General features: G+C 34.3%; 15 protein-coding genes. 10 read left to right on the top strand and 5 right to left on the bottom strand.

The genetic code is table 11. From position 1 onward, the window contains the following. Positions 1-126 precede the first annotated feature (126 nt). Positions 127-615, bottom strand: coding sequence for a GNAT family N-acetyltransferase (locus Q9Q97_RS00190; protein WP_306153237.1), 489 nt, complete (start codon positions 613-615; stop codon positions 127-129). 171 nt (positions 616-786) lie between these two features. Here Q9Q97_RS00190 and fbp point away from each other — a divergent pair, with 171 nt between their 5' ends. Next, entirely contained in the window at positions 787-1,791 is a 1,005-nt protein-coding gene (fbp, locus tag Q9Q97_RS00185; protein WP_306153235.1) for a class 1 fructose-bisphosphatase, read from the top strand. 286 nt (positions 1,792-2,077) lie between these two features. On the opposite strand, the gene Q9Q97_RS00180 is transcribed toward fbp, so the two are convergent. Beyond that, positions 2,078-2,509, bottom strand: coding sequence for a TerB family tellurite resistance protein (locus Q9Q97_RS00180; protein ID WP_306153233.1), 432 nt, complete (start codon positions 2,507-2,509; stop codon positions 2,078-2,080). Between the two features lie 168 nt (positions 2,510-2,677). Here Q9Q97_RS00180 and Q9Q97_RS00175 point away from each other — a divergent pair, with 168 nt between their 5' ends. The 5 genes from Q9Q97_RS00175 to Q9Q97_RS00155 all read left to right on the top strand — a co-directional run bounded on the left by Q9Q97_RS00175 (position 2,678) and on the right by Q9Q97_RS00155 (position 6,210). After that, entirely contained in the window at positions 2,678-3,271 is a 594-nt protein-coding gene (locus Q9Q97_RS00175) for a HupE/UreJ family protein (RefSeq protein WP_306153232.1), read from the top strand. A gap of 6 nt (positions 3,272-3,277) precedes the next feature. After that, positions 3,278-3,709 carry a dCMP deaminase family protein gene (locus Q9Q97_RS00170; protein WP_306153230.1) on the top strand — a complete coding sequence of 144 codons (432 nt, stop codon included), beginning with the start codon at positions 3,278-3,280 and terminating at the stop codon, positions 3,707-3,709. Beyond that, on the top strand, positions 3,709-5,286 hold the full coding sequence (locus tag Q9Q97_RS00165; RefSeq protein ID WP_306153228.1) for a S41 family peptidase: 1,578 nt from the start codon (positions 3,709-3,711) through the stop codon (positions 5,284-5,286). Before Q9Q97_RS00170 ends, Q9Q97_RS00165 begins: the two co-directional genes overlap by 1 nt. 148 nt (positions 5,287-5,434) lie before the next feature. Then, positions 5,435-5,800 (top strand): nuclear transport factor 2 family protein, encoded by a 366-nt coding sequence (locus tag Q9Q97_RS00160; RefSeq protein ID WP_306153226.1) that lies wholly within the window; start codon positions 5,435-5,437, stop codon positions 5,798-5,800. Between the two features lie 92 nt (positions 5,801-5,892). Then, on the top strand, positions 5,893-6,210 hold the full coding sequence (locus Q9Q97_RS00155) for a hypothetical protein (protein ID WP_306153224.1): 318 nt from the start codon (positions 5,893-5,895) through the stop codon (positions 6,208-6,210). Between the two features lie 100 nt (positions 6,211-6,310). Here Q9Q97_RS00155 and Q9Q97_RS00150 read toward each other — a convergent pair whose 3' ends face one another. From Q9Q97_RS00150 to Q9Q97_RS00140, 3 genes are all read right to left on the bottom strand, one after another. Continuing rightward, positions 6,311-6,916 carry an FAD-dependent oxidoreductase gene (locus Q9Q97_RS00150; RefSeq protein WP_306154838.1) on the bottom strand — a complete coding sequence of 202 codons (606 nt, stop codon included), beginning with the start codon at positions 6,914-6,916 and terminating at the stop codon, positions 6,311-6,313. A gap of 1 nt (position 6,917) precedes the next feature. Next, positions 6,918-7,121, bottom strand: coding sequence for a hypothetical protein (locus Q9Q97_RS00145; RefSeq protein WP_008465053.1), 204 nt, complete (start codon positions 7,119-7,121; stop codon positions 6,918-6,920). Positions 7,122-7,227: 106 nt separating this feature from the next. Then, on the bottom strand, positions 7,228-7,806 hold the full coding sequence (locus tag Q9Q97_RS00140; RefSeq protein WP_008465051.1) for a MarC family protein: 579 nt from the start codon (positions 7,804-7,806) through the stop codon (positions 7,228-7,230). A 365-nt stretch (positions 7,807-8,171) separates the two neighbouring features. Here Q9Q97_RS00140 and Q9Q97_RS00135 point away from each other — a divergent pair, with 365 nt between their 5' ends. From Q9Q97_RS00135 to Q9Q97_RS00120, 4 genes are all read left to right on the top strand, one after another. Next, on the top strand, positions 8,172-8,741 hold the full coding sequence (locus tag Q9Q97_RS00135) for a DUF3109 family protein (protein ID WP_306153205.1): 570 nt from the start codon (positions 8,172-8,174) through the stop codon (positions 8,739-8,741). Between the two features lie 337 nt (positions 8,742-9,078). After that, positions 9,079-10,056, top strand: a complete 978-nt coding sequence (locus tag Q9Q97_RS00130) for a ribonucleotide-diphosphate reductase subunit beta (protein ID WP_179001755.1) — start codon at positions 9,079-9,081, stop codon at positions 10,054-10,056. Positions 10,057-10,321: 265 nt separating this feature from the next. After that, the gene (locus tag Q9Q97_RS00125; RefSeq protein WP_306153203.1) at positions 10,322-12,715 is read left to right on the top strand and encodes a ribonucleoside-diphosphate reductase subunit alpha; all 2,394 of its coding nucleotides are present in this window, start codon (positions 10,322-10,324) and stop codon (positions 12,713-12,715) included. Between the two features lie 108 nt (positions 12,716-12,823). After that, entirely contained in the window at positions 12,824-13,315 is a 492-nt protein-coding gene (locus Q9Q97_RS00120; protein WP_306153201.1) for a hypothetical protein, read from the top strand. Positions 13,316-13,523 lie beyond the last annotated feature (208 nt).

Here is a 13,523-nt window from a genome sequence, read left to right as displayed (position 1 = left end):
ATAGATTTTTAGATTTTAGATTTCAGATTGGGGCGAAATCATATGATTTTTTTCGCCACGAATTCACGAATTATCTTTTTAAATCTTTGCGAATAAAAATTCGTGAATTCGTGGCGAACATTTTTTTTATAATTTTTCTAAGAACGCATTAACTCCCGCTTCATCCATTTGTACAACTTGCCAGTCGTCTAAGATTTTGGCGCCAGAATTTTTGTAGAAATTCACTGCTGGTGTATTCCAAGCCAGCACATTCCATTCAACTCTTCTTACGTTATCTCTTTTTCCTTGTTTCATGATTTCAGCGTAAAGAGCAGAACCTAATCCAGTACCGCGCATTTTCTCTTTTACAATCAAATCTTCAAGGTGAATTGTTTTTCCTTTCCAAGTAGAATAGCGATAATAATACAAAGCTATTCCAACAATTTCTTTCTGTTTTTCTTCGTTTTCAATCTCTGCCACAAAAACGTGAAACAATGGTTTTTCTCCAAAACCGTCACGTATTAAATCTTCTTCTGTAATAACGACTGCATCAGGTTCTTTTTCGAATATTGCCAGCTCCTGAATAAGCCCTAACACCGATTTCATGTCTTCAGGATTTCCTTTTCTAATATTCATGTATTCGTATTTTTAATTATTTATTATCTAAAAAAGCGCCGTTTTATCCATTGCTTTTTGCAGATAATTAGCAAATATACAATAGTAGCAAACTAACAAAATAATTTTTAAATCATTCTCACAAAATAGACGATATTTGTGACTTAAAAATAAAACTATAACGATTTAGAAATGGAAGAACGCAATAAAACACTGGGAGAGTTTATTATTGAGAACCAAAAAGCATTTCAGTATTCGTCGGGAGAACTCTCGCGAATTATTAACTCTATTCGATTGGCTGCCAAGGTGGTCAACCATAAAGTTAATCAAGCAGGTTTAGTAGATATTGTTGGCGCCGCTGGCGAACAGAATATCCAAGGAGAAGACCAGCAAAAATTAGATGTCTATGCAAACGAAGTATTTATCCAGACGTTAATAAACCGTGAGATTGTCTGTGGTATTGCTTCAGAAGAAAACGACGATTTTATAACAGTTCAGGGGAGCGACAACTGTCATAATAATAAGTACGTGATCTTAATGGATCCGCTAGACGGATCTTCAAACATTGATGTGAATGTTTCTGTGGGAACTATCTTTTCTGTTTTCAGAAGAGTGACGCCAATAGGAACCCCGGTAACTAGCGAGGATTTTTTACAGCCGGGAATCAATCAAGTTGCAGCAGGCTATGTAATTTATGGAACTTCAACTATGCTTGTGTATACTACTGGACATGGGGTGAATGGTTTTACACTAAATCCGGCGATAGGTACATTTTACCTTTCGCATCCAAACATGAAATTTCCAGAAAATGGAAATATTTACTCGGTAAATGAGGGCAATTATGTTCATTTTCCGCAAGGAGTAAAAAATTACATTAAATATTGCCAGCGCGAAGAAGGAGACAGACCGTATACTTCTAGATATATTGGAAGTCTGGTAGCCGATTTTCATCGAAATATGATTAAAGGCGGTATCTACATTTATCCGACAAGTTCAAAAGCGCCAAAAGGGAAATTACGTTTGCTTTACGAATGTAATCCGATGGCATTTTTAGCAGAACAGGCGGGAGGAAAAGCAACTGACGGTTTTGGAAGAATTATGGAAATCCAGCCGACAGAACTGCACCAAAGAGTTCCTTTCTTCTGCGGAAGTTATAATATGGTAGAAAAAGCTGAGGAATTTATGGCAGCTGAATAAAAGTGTTCAGTATTCAGGTTTTTAGTGTTCAGTAACAGTTTATAGTTTACAGTCACAATAAAACCCGACAGGTTTTAAAAACCTGTCGGGTTTAGAATGGTTAAAATACAATTCACTATATCACAGCAACTTGTTCCGCGAAATACAATTAGTTGGTAGCATTTCAGTAAAAACAAAAACCCGATAGATTTTCGAATCTATCGGGTTTATAATTTAATTTTTTAGATTTCAATTCAGGAATCAGTATATAGCTGAACACTAAAAAACTGAACACTGAATACTAAAATTATTTATTCATATTCTCCATTTCGAAAAGGAAAGTATCCAAATCTACTTTTTTGTCTACAAGAGAAAGTGCTTTAGAAACAATATAGTTTACGTTTCCTGGTGTAAAACCTAATGCAAGTCCCATACGGGTTAACATTACTTCCTGCAAATCTCCTAAATGGTGGTCAACGTGAACCATTCTTGCTAAGTCATACAGGCGCTCTAAACGCTGCGTGTATAAATAAGGAGGATTTATTGGGTGTTTCCAAGGATCTGCAAGAATCTCTTTGTATTCTTCTTCAGAGATTTGTAAAGTCGAAGCAATTTTATCCAAGAACTCTTGTTCTTCTGTACTTATTTTTCCGTCAGCAAAAGCAACGCGCACAATTGCAGAGAAATGACCTCTGTTTCTTTGTTTAAATTCGTTATCAAATAATTCTGAAAATGGCATAATTAGTTAATTTTATATCAAACAAATATAGCCCAAATTTTAAATTATTGATTTTAAAATTCTCATAAAATTTAACTTATTTTTATTGAAGGATTTGCTGGCCTAAATCTTTAATTTTGAAAATTAATCGTAAGTTTACAGCCCCTAATTATTTAATTACAAATACCTATGTCACAATTTTGGATTTATTTTCAAATAGGATTAAAACACGTTTTAGATATCAATGCTTACGATCACGTTCTTTTTTTAATCGCCTTAACCGTTCCGTATTTATTTAAAGACTGGAAAAGAATTTTCTTATTGGTTTCTCTGTTTACAATTGGTCATACTTTGGCTTTAATTCTTTCTGTTTATGGAATTATAACCATAAAAGTAGATCTTGTAGAATTCCTGATTCCGATAACAATTTTAGTAACCGCTCTTTATCATTTGTTTACGGCTGGAAAGACCTCAAAAAATGATGGCGTAAATCTGGTATTTTTCATAACTTTATTCTTTGGAATTATTCACGGACTAGGTTTTTCTAATTATTTCAAAACAATTTTAGGAGGTTCTGCAACCTCAAAATTGTTACCTTTGGGAGAGTTTGCCTTAGGAATCGAAGCTGCACAGTTAGTAGTAGTTTTTGTTGTTCTGGTAATTTCATATATAGTGCAGACAGTTTTCCGTTTTTCAAAACGCGACTGGGCACTTGTAATGTCGGCTTTCATTATTGGAGTTGTAATTCCGATGATTATTGAAAGTCCAATTTGGAACAGATAAAATTAAATGGAAGTAAAAAAACGGAATAAATACGATAGAGCTTATCTGCGAATTGCAAAAGAGTGGAGCCTGCTTTCTTACTGTAAACGTAAACAAGTTGGCGCGATTATCGTAAAAGATAGAATGATCATTTCTGATGGTTACAACGGAACACCGTCCGGATTTGACAATTGCTGCGAAGACGAAGAAGGATTAACACGCTGGGACGTTTTACACGCCGAAGCAAATGCAATCCTGAAAGTAGCAAGATCAACACAGTCTTGCGAAGGAGCGACTTTGTATATTACGCTTTCGCCTTGCAAAGAATGCAGCAAATTAATACATCAGTCTGGAATAAAAAGAGTGGTGTATAAAGATGGATATCGAGACGATTCCGGAATTCAATTTTTAATAAAAGCAGGCGTAGAGGTTGAACATATTCCTGTTTTAGAAGAGTAATGAAATTTAATTCAAAATATCTGCCAATAGTTATCGGAGCTACTTTTGCTCTCGGAACAATAGTGGGAAGCTTAATGAACGCTCCAGCTAGTGACCAGCTTTTGGCTAAAAATTACTCCAAAACCAAGCTCAATAAACTCATTGATTTTATCAATACAGAATATGTAGATAGCGTCAATACCGATTCGATTGTAAACCTTACGGTCGATAATATTCTATCCAAACTAGATCCGCATTCTGTTTATATTCCGCCAAGCGAACAAGCTGAGGTTGCCGAGAGCATGAAAGGTGATTTCGTCGGAATCGGAATCAATTTCTACATGTATAAAGATTCGGTTGCCATTATAAAACCGATTGAAAACGGACCTTCAGCAAAAGCAGGATTAAAATCTGGCGACCGTATTTTATTCGCAGGAAAAAGCAAATTATACGGACGAAAATTGCCTTCAGACAGTTTGTTCTCAAAATTAAAAGGCCTTCAAGGTTCTGAAATCGAATTGACGGTTTTTAGAAAATCAGAACAAAAGAAACTTAAATTTAAAGTCAAAAGAGATATTATCCCAATCAAAAGTGTCGATGCGTCGATTATGATTGGAAATAAAATTGGTTATATCAAAATCAACCGTTTTGCTGAAACTACTTTTAATGAGTTTAAAACGGGTTTGGCAAGATTAAAACAAAAAGGAGTTGAGTCGCTTGTAATTGACCTTCGGGATAATGGTGGCGGTTATATGGAAGAAGCGATTGCTATTGCTGACGAATTTTTAAAAGACAAGCAATTAATCGTTTTCACGAAAAGTAAAAACGGTTCGACTGAAAAAACATACGCCACTAAAGCGGGAAGTTTTGAAAGCGGAAAAGTATATGTTTTGATTAATGAAAACAGTGCTTCTGCCAGCGAAATTTTAGCGGGAGCGATTCAAGATAATGATCGAGGAACTATTGTTGGAAGACGTTCCTTCGGAAAAGGTTTGGTTCAAAGAGAAATGGATTTTAATGACGGATCGGCAGTAAGATTGACCGTAGCCCGTTATTATACTCCGACAGGAAGATCAATTCAAAAACCGTATAAAAAAGGAAACGAAGCCTATTTTAAAGAATCTGAGTCTCGAATTGCGACGGGAGAATTGTACGCAAAAGACAGCATAAAAGTAGCTGATTCTTTAAAATTTAAAACTCCGAAAGGTAAAATCGTATACGGCGGCGGCGGAATCGTTCCTGATGTTTTTGTGCCGATGGAAGCAGAGCACGGAAATGAAAATGTAGCTTACTTGTTGCAAACTGGAATTGTCGGACATTTTGTTTTTGAAGAATTGGATAAAAATAGAAATGCTTTTGCAGGTGATAGCTTCGCTGAATTTTTAGCTAAAATGAAAAACTCAGATGTATATTTCAAAAAATTCAAGAATTACATTCTGATGACAGGTTTAGATTTAAAATTGGATAAAACCAAAGCGCTCGTAAATCGTCATATCACGGCCGAATTTGCGCGTCAGCTGTATGGAGAATTGTATTTTTATGATGTGATTCTGAAAGATGACGCGATGATTAAAACAATTCTGACTCCGAAGAAATAAGATAAAAAGGTTTAAAAAATCAATAAATAATAATCAGTCAAATCTGCTAAATCTGCGAGAAGTATTTTAAGCTTGCAGATTTAGCAGATTTTAAATGATTTAGTAAACCTTTGAGATTTGATCTAATAGTAACTTCAATCTTTATATCATGAAAATAGAAACCGTTGTTGATGCAGAAATCGAACTTCTAACTGCAATTAAAAAATCGGATGTTATGGCTTTGGATACCATCCTTCATGATGATTTATTGTTCAACATGCCCGACGGACAAACGATAACCAAAGAATTTGACTTGCAAGCGTACCGTTCTGGAAAAATGAAAATCGATTCGCTAGAAGCCTCAGACCAGATTGTAAATATAATTGAGAATACCGCTGTAGTCGCTGTTACGGTTTCATTAAAAGGAACTTACGATACTACTGCAATAAATGGCGTTTTCAAATACATTAGAGTTTGGAAAAAATCGGGTAAAAATTTAAAAGTTATTGCAGGAAGTTGCGTTCAGCTGGCATAAAGTTTGAAGCAGGAAAAATAATATTAACTTAAAGCGTAATTCCGAAATCTAAACATAAATCAGTGTTTAATTTGCGGTCTAAACTAAATGATATGAAAAATTTAAAAAGAATAAGTCTTTTAGCAATTCTAATGGCTTTTGTAATCTCTTGTACTTCTATGAAAAATGATGCAAATAATCCAGTTACAGGAAAAGTAGAATCAATTGAAGGAGGAAAAGACGGTTATACAGCAAAAATTACAACAGACAGTAAAGAAGTCTATTTTGCAACTATCAGTATTGTAAACGTTGGAGGACCTCAAAACTACAAACAAGTAAAAATCGGCGATGTAATTTCTGTAAAAGGAGAAAAATGGAAATCTGAAGATGAAAACCACATCAAAGTAACCCAAATCGTTTCGGTTAAATAAAAAAGATAAACCATATAAGTCATATAAGTTCATTTAATTTATACGCAAAGTATAATATGAACTTATATGACTTATATGGTTTAATAAATTTTATGAGATTTTATCGAATACTATCGTGAGCGTGAGTTTGTGTTCCGTTATTCCATAAAGTAAGAATATCTGTTGCAACGGCAGCGCCACTTCCGGCAGCAATTGCCAATTGGCTTCTCCAACCTGCTAAAGTCCCAATTACATAAATGCCGTCAGCAACTTTATGGTCTTCGTTTTTAAGCTGAATGCGCTGTTTTTCTGGAAGCGCTTTTTTGTGAGGTTCAACAAATTGCATCAAACCTTCGATGTCGAAAGTATTGGCAGAACCAATTCCCACTACGATATTTCTTGTTTTGTATGAATTTTTGTTGGTCACTACGGTAAATTCAGGGTAACTACCCTCAATTTTTATCACTTTTTCATTAGGAATCTGAGTAATGTGCGGATAAGTTGCCGCTAAGTCTTCTGTGCTTTCAGTTAAAAGTTCAGAACCTAATTTTCCTGGAGTAATTCCGTAAGCGTTATAAAATATAGCCTCTTGTAAAGAAGAATTTTTCTGATGCGTAAAAATTCCGATTTTTTTGTCAGTAACAAAAGTTTTGTTTTTTGCGGAACCTAAGACAAGAGCACAAGACATTCCTGATACTCCTCCGCCAATAATTAAAACATCAAACATATTATCTGTTGTCATTCATTTTTTCTTCAATTCTTTTTGAAATTCTAAAAATCAAAAGAATCAAAACAGCGCAAAATGAAGCGGCGATTCCAATAAAAGCTACCATACTATCTCCTTGAAAAGGGTTTTTAAAGTCTAATAGCGTAATATTAAAAACGATTAAAGCTAATGCCAAAAGCACTAAGATTGAAGTGAAAATTTTCATAGATTGTTTTTGTTTTTGTCTAAAATAATAAAGTAGAACTTTATGGAGGGTATGCCTTAAAGTTGTATTTTAGAAATTTTACGGGGTAAATTTATAAAAATAAATTTTAGACAAACAAACCTTTAACATTAGCAGCGAATAATTTAACAGCAATTGCTAAAAGTATCACTCCAAATGTCTTGCGAACCACGCCAAGTCCGTTTTCTCCTAACAAATTTTCGATTTTTTTAGAAGATTTTAAAACGATATAAACCAGTATAATATTAAGGACAATCGCAATGATGATATTGATGGTGTGAAATTGAGATCGAAGAGATAATAAAGTAGTCATGGTTCCTGCTCCAGCAATTAAAGGAAACGCTAAAGGTACAATAGAAGCCGAACCTGGTTCTTCGTCACGATAAATTCTGATTCCTAAAATCATTTCCAGAGCAAGAAAGAAAAGTACAAAAGATCCGGCAACAGCAAACGAATGTACATCGATTCCAATAAGATTTAAAAGTCCTTCTCCAACAAAAAGAAAAACAATCATAATAGCTCCAGCAACGATAGAAGCTTTTTCAGATTCGATATGGCCGACTTTTGCTCTTAAATTCACAATAATCGGAATAGAACCAACAATATCAATCACGGCAAAAAGCACCATACTAACGGTAATGATTTCTTTAAAATCGATTTCTAACATATCAATTTGATTTTGAGGAATTAAAATTTGCTGCAAAAGTAAATAATAAAGTTAGGTGATTTTTCGATAGCTTGTATTTTTGTTATAAAAACATGTTTTATATGTTAAAAAAGTGATATTTGTAACAATTGTGTTTTTCTTTTACATAATAATAAAGAGTAGAGGAGATTTTACCGCAAAGCACGCAAAGCTATTTCGCAAAGTTCGCAAGCATAAATATATAGATTTGTATTTTTTAAGACAAAGCTTTAAAAACTTTGCGAACCTTGCGTAAAATCTCTGCGACTTTGCGGTTAATTTTTTTAGGAGAGAATTTCTGCTTTCTTTGACTATCTTTGCACTTTATTAAAATACAGTATACTATCATGTTTCAGTTAGGTAAAACTATTATTTCAGAAGATATTCTGGAAAAAGAATTTGTGTGCAACTTGTCGGCTTGTAAAGGAGCTTGTTGCGTGGATGGAGATGCGGGCGCGCCTTTGAGCGAGGCTGAAACGAAAATCTTAGAAGAAATTTATCCTAAAGTAAAACCTTTTTTAAGAAAAGAAGGAGTAGAAGCTATCGAAGCGCAAGGGACTTGGTTAACCGGAACTGACGGCGATCTTGAAACGCCGCTTATTGATAATAAGGATTGCGCTTATGTAATTTTTGACGGCAAAACAGCGCTTTGCGGAATAGAGCAAGCGTACAATCAAGGAATTGTCGATTGGAAAAAACCGGTTTCTTGCCATTTGTATCCAATTCGTGTAAAAGACTTCACAGAATTTGCAGCGGTTAATTACGACAAATGGGATATTTGCGATGATGCCTGTTCTTTAGGAAAAGAATTGGAAGTTCCAGTTTACAAATTTGTCAAAGAAGCATTAATAAGACGCTTTGGCGAGGATTGGTATATGGAATTGGAAAAGGTTGCTGAAGAGCTCAAAAATTCATAAAAAACAACTATCCGTTATATAGTCTTTTTGACTACATATTTTAACTCAAAAAAATAAAGTTTTGACGCTAAAAAACTTTTTTAAAAACTATTCAAAATAACTTGCATTTTATATTTAAAAGTCTATATTTTACGGCTGTTTCCAAGAATTTAGTACTTTTAAATGTCTCATTTACAAATAATTAATTATTGTCTGAAAAATATCGCAATTTTGGGTCGTTGTTAAAAACTACGTCCGATTGTGAATAAGTTTGACTTTTATTTTTGGCGTTAATTAACAATCTTTGTACTGCTTGTTTAAGCACAAAATTTCAATACAAAAATTAACAGAATCTGTCATGTCACAAATCGAACCAATATTACAAGAAAATAAAAATCGCTTCGTTATTTTTCCGATTAAACATCATGATATTTGGGAGTGGTATAAAAAGATGGAAGCTAGTTTTTGGACTGCAGAAGAAATCGACTTACACCAAGATTTGACAGACTGGAATAATAAATTGAATGATGATGAAAGATATTTCATCAAACATATCCTAGCATTCTTTGCTGCTTCTGATGGAATCGTAAATGAAAATCTGGCTGAGAACTTTGTAAACGAAGTTCAATATGCTGAAGCGAAGTTTTTCTACGGATTTCAAATCATGATGGAGAATATTCATAGCGAAACGTATTCTTTATTAATTGATACTTATGTAAAAGACGAAGCAGAAAAAACAGAGTTGTTTAATGCTTTGGAAGTTTTTCCTGCAATTGCTAAAAAAGGAGAATGGGCTTTAAAATGGATCGAGTCAGATTCGTTTGCTGAAAGACTTATTGCTTTTGCTGCAGTTGAAGGAATCTTTTTCTCAGGAGCTTTCTGTTCAATTTATTGGTTGAAAAAACGTGGTTTAATGCCAGGTTTGACTTTCTCTAATGAATTGATTTCTCGTGACGAAGGCGTACACTGTGATTTTGCAGTTCACTTGCACAATCATCATTTGGTAAACAAAGTGCCAAAAGAAAGAATTAAAGAAATTATTGTTGATGCATTAGATATCGAAAGACAATTTGTGACTGAATCTCTTCCGGTAAGTTTAATTGGTATGAATGCTGGTTTAATGACACAGTATTTAGAGTTTGTTGCCGATAGACTTTTGGTTGAACTAGGTTGCGAGCGTGTTTACGGATCGGCAAATCCATTCGATTTCATGGACATGATTTCACTTCAAGGAAAAACTAATTTCTTTGAAAAACGTGTTGCAGAGTATCAAAAGTCAGGTGTGATGAACAATGACAGTGACGCTCAAAAAATTTCATTTGATGCAGATTTTTAGACAACAAAAATACTTTTAGCGTCTTATATCCTCAAGAGGCGCTAAAAAAAGATTACAAGGAATATTTTAAGGTTGAATCTCTTTCCCAAATCGCAGATTCAATAGCAATTTTAGGCGCATTTAAATTCGATTTTCGAATTTGAAACGAGTAACTATTGAGAATTTGGTAATTCTCTAAAATTAATTTTAAAACACGCAATGTTTAAGTGCTGGAGTTCGTTCTCTAGGTACTTTCATTTTTTCAATAACTATAAAAGGTAAGCTTATGTATGTAGTAAAAAGAGATGGCCACAGAGAGCCCGTAATGTTTGATAAGATTACAGAAAGAATCAAAAAATTGTGTTACGGCTTAAATGAGCTCGTAGATCCGGTTAAGGTAGCCATGAGAGTTATCGAAGGATTGTATGATGGGGTTTCGACTTCTGAATTGGATAATCTTGCGGCAGAAACAGCGGCTTCTATGACAATTGCGCATCCAGATTATGCTCAATTGGCAGCACGTGTGGCAATTTCTAACCTGCATTCAAATACCAAAAAATCTTTCTCAGAAACGATGAAAGATATGTATCACTACGTAAATCCAAGAAACGGGCAAGATGCGCCATTAATTGCTGATGACGTATACAAAGTGATTCAGGAAAATGCTGCTTTTTTAGATTCTCATATTATCTATACAAGAGATTTTAATTACGATTACTTTGGTTTCAAAACTTTAGAGCGTTCTTATCTTCTTAAAATAAACGGAAAAATCGTTGAGCGTCCGCAGCACATGTTAATGCGTGTATCTGTTGGTATTCACTTAGACGATTTAAAATCGGTTATTGAAACTTATGATTTAATGTCTAAAAAGTTCTTTACGCATGCAACGCCAACGTTGTTCAATGCAGGAACTCCAAAACCTCAAATGTCTTCTTGCTTCCTTTTGGCAATGCAAGATGATAGTATTGATGGAATCTACGATACATTAAAACAAACAGCTAAAATTTCGCAGTCAGCGGGTGGAATCGGACTTTCTATTCATAACGTTCGTGCAACTGGATCTTACATTCGCGGTACAAACGGAACTTCAAATGGAATTGTTCCAATGTTGAGAGTTTTTAACGATACAGCACGTTACGTAGATCAAGGAGGCGGAAAACGTAAAGGAAGTTTTGCGATTTACATCGAAACTTGGCATGCTGATATTTTCGATTTCTTGGATTTAAAGAAAAATACAGGAAAAGAAGAAATGCGTGCAAGAGATTTATTCTTCGCAATGTGGACTTCAGATTTGTTTATGAAACGTGTTCAGGAAGATTCAACTTGGACTTTAATGTGTCCTAACGAATGTCCAGGATTATATGATGTTTACGGAGACGAATTCGAAAAATTATATACAGATTACGAATTCCAAAATAAAGGAAGAAAAACAATCCGTGCTCGTGAATTGTGGGAGAAAATCCTAGAATCTCAGATCGAGACTGGAACGCCATATATGTTGTACAAAGATGCAGCAAACCGTAAATCGAACCATAAGAATTTAGGAACTATTCGTTCTTCTAACTTGTGTACAGAGATTATGGAGTTTACGTCTAAAGACGAAATCGCTGTTTGTAACTTAGCTTCGATCTCATTGCCAATGTTTATTGATAATGGAAAATTTGATCACGACGCACTTTACAATGTTACAAAACGTGTAACTCGTAACTTGAATAAAGTAATCGACAGAAACTATTACCCTGTAAAAGAAGCAGAAAACTCAAACATGCGCCACCGTCCGGTTGGATTAGGAGTGCAAGGTTTAGCAGATGCTTTCATCATGTTGCGTATGCCATTTACAAGTGACGAAGCAAAACAATTGAACCAAGAGATTTTCGAAACATTATACTTTGCGGCTGTAACGGCTTCTATGGAAATGGCAAAAGAAGAAGGTCCATATTCTACATTTGCAGGTTCGCCAATGTCGCAAGGAGAATTCCAATACAATATGTGGGGAATGAAAGATGAGGAATTATCAGGACGTTGGGACTGGGCTTCTTTAAGAAAAGAAGTTATGGAACATGGAGTTCGTAACTCATTGTTAGTTGCGCCAATGCCAACCGCTTCAACTTCTCAGATTCTTGGAAACAACGAAGCTTTCGAACCGTATACTTCAAACATTTATACACGTCGTGTATTGTCTGGAGAGTTTATCGTAGTAAACAAACATTTACTAGAAGACTTGGTAAAACTAGGTTTATGGAACGAGACATTGAAACAGGAAATTATGCGTCATAACGGATCTATTCAAAACATTGATATTATTCCGCAAGACCTAAAAGACCTTTACAAAACAGTTTGGGAAATGTCAATGAAAGATATTATCGATATGTCTCGTCAAAGAGGTTACTTTATCGATCAGTCTCAATCGTTAAACTTGTTCATGCAAGATGCTAACTATTCTAAACTTACGTCAATGCACTTCTACGCTTGGCAATCTGGTTTAAAAACAGGAATGTATTACCTAAGAACAAAAGCGGCTGTAGATGCGATTAAATTCACATTAAACAACGATAAAAAAGAAGAAACAGCACCAAGCTTAGTTGCAGAAACAGAAGCTATCTCTGTTGAAGATTATAAAGCAATGTTGTTAAAAGCACAAGCAGCAGATCCAGAGGATTGTGAGATGTGTGGATCTTAATCTTTTTTAGAAGAAAGAAAATAGAATAAAGAAGCAAGATTTATTCTTAAATTTATAAAGCAGTTGTCATTTGATAACTGCTTTTTTGCTTAAATATGAATTTAATTTATGATGAATAGAATTTTATCTTTAGTTTTTTTAATATGCCTTTTTTCATGTAAGCAAAAGGCAGAGAAAGTGCAAGTACAGAAAGGAGTCTCAAAAGAAGTTAATTTAAAAGAAATTGATTCAGAAGAAGTGAGAACAATAAGCACTATGGTAACTGATTACGATACATTAATTAATCGAGTTAAAAAGCGTGGCGATGTAGAGGCGTATTATGAACTTTTTTATAGTTTTAAAGATTGTTGCTTTCGCGAAAGCACAGATAGCGTGATGGTGTACTCGAAAATTATGGCGGAAAAGTTTAATTATGAAAGAGCTTATTGGGATTACTATTCGGCCTTTTTAGAGAAATATCATATTGATTATTCCAATTTCCCTCAAATTGACATTAGTAAAATAGATAAAAAGGAAAAAGGGAAATTGGAAAACTGGTTTAAAATGATGATTAGAAAAAAACTAATGACACAACAGGCTTTTGATTCTATTAAAAGATAGTAACGAACTGCTTTTTTATTATTTCTAATTACGTCAAATTTTAAACATAGCCCAAGGTTTCAACCTTGGGTACATGCAGGAAGAATCGTTACGTACCCAAGGTTGAAACCTTGGGCTATGATTGGTTATGATTGTCTAATGACAATATCCCCAAAAATCCTCCGTTTAAAAATATTACCAAACACATTCAAATCTCAGCACCTTAGAA

The sequence above is a fragment of the Flavobacterium sp. DG2-3 genome (genome assembly GCF_030730925.1).
Classification (GTDB): Bacteria; Bacteroidota; Bacteroidia; order Flavobacteriales; family Flavobacteriaceae; genus Flavobacterium.
This window is presented reverse-complemented; position numbering and strand designations above follow the sequence as displayed.